The organism is Mesorhizobium sp. M7A.F.Ca.CA.001.10.2.1 (assembly GCF_003998575.1).
In the GTDB taxonomy this organism is placed as follows: Bacteria; Pseudomonadota; Alphaproteobacteria; order Rhizobiales; family Rhizobiaceae; genus Mesorhizobium.
This window is the reverse complement of the sequence record NZ_RZQY01000967.1, coordinates 1-1,588: the sequence shown is the minus strand read 5'-3', so window position 1 is coordinate 1,588 and position 1,588 is coordinate 1. Positions and strand designations below refer to the sequence as shown.

Annotated in this window: 1 protein-coding gene; it reads right to left on the bottom strand. The window is 63.2% G+C overall.

Annotation, left to right across the window (positions count from 1 at the left end; all coding sequences use genetic code 11):
* The coding region (locus tag EN964_RS34020) for a PAS domain-containing protein (protein WP_127277402.1) at positions 1–1,588 on the bottom strand (1,588 nt) is incomplete at both ends.

Below are 1,588 nucleotides of genomic sequence, written 5' to 3'. Positions count from 1 at the left end.
CAAATAGAGCGAGCCGTCGGAGGCGATCATCGCGCCCTTGCGGGCGAATTGATGCCTGACGCTGCCGTCGGCCAACGTCACCGTCTCTTCGACCTCCTGGGTTTCGCCGGTGCGCAGCACGGCGAGGTCGCCATTGACGAAAGCCTCGCCATCCGGCCCGAAAATCTCGATGTCGGTCTTGCCGATAGCCTCTTCCTTGCGGAAGCCCGTGAGATCGCACCAGCCCTTGTTGACATAGAACTGCCGGAGATCGGAGCGCTTGGCGTAGATCGATACCGGCACGTTGTCGATCAGGCTGCGGAACACCTCGTTCTCGCGCATGCTCTCTTCCAGCGCACGCTCGCGCGCCTTGACGTCGGTGATGTCGGTGCTCGAACCGACCAGATGCACCGACCCGTCCAGCGTCACCAGGCGGCTCTTGCGCGTCATCAACTGCCGAACCGTGCCGTCGCGATGGGTGACGGGTTCCTCGACCTCCCTGACGGCGCCCGTCACGGCGACTTGCGTGTCGTCATGGCTGTAGCCATCGGCGTCCTGCGCACCGAACAACTGCCGGTCGGTGCGGCCGATGACATCCTCCTTGGCCAAGCCGGTGATCGCGCACCAGGCCTTGTTGACGAATTCTATGCTCAGGTCCTGCGCCTTGATGAAGGCGGCCACCGGCAACTCGTCCATCACGTGCCGGAACAGGTCGATCTGGCGCATCGAATCGCGCAATGCCGCCTCGCGGCTCTTGATCTCGGAGATGTCAACGCGAACACCGATGAAGGTGCCATCATCGGTCCGCATGTCGTAGACTTGGTACCAGCGGCCGTCGGGGTTATGACGCTCGTAGCAGGAATTGGGCAAGCGGTAGCGGGCGAGGATCGCATCCAGCCAGCGGTCATGGTCGCTGTCGTAGAGCTGGTCGACTTGTGGATCGCCGCTGTCGCGGAAATAGCCGTTCGCATGGCCCAGAACGAGTGCCTCGCGGAATGTGCAGCCGGGCTGCCATGCCGGCTTCAAGGCCGGCAGCGTATCCTGGATCTTGCGGTTGGCGAAAACGAACCTGTCGTCGCGATCGTAGATGATCACGGCGGCCGGCAAGGATTCCAGCACGCTGGCGAGATGCTTGCGCGCATCCTGCGCTTCCGTCTCGCGGCGCTTCATTTCGGAAATATCGAACAGGAAGCCGGCAACATAGTTGCGGCCGCTGGCCATGCCGACGCGGCTCTTCCTGACGATACGCGATCGGCTGGCGCCATCGACCTCGAAATTCTCTTCCACTTCGTACGGCCGCCCGGTCGCAAGGACCTCACCTTCGCTCTGCTCGAAAAGCGCGACAGCGTTCGCCGGGAGGAAATCGCCGCCGGGTTTGCCGAGCATGGCTTGCGGCGTCTGGCCAAACAGAGCCGCGAACGCCTCGTTGACGAAGACGAAGCGCAGATGGTCGTCCTTGACGAAGATCGGATCCTTGACGGCGTTGATCACCGCCTCCGCCAGCCGCGCTTTCTCCAGCGCGTCGGCAAGTTCGGCCTCCCGGTTCTTCATGTCGGTGACGTCGACATAGGAGATCAGCCGCTTGCCGCCGGCCAGCGGCGCCATCGAC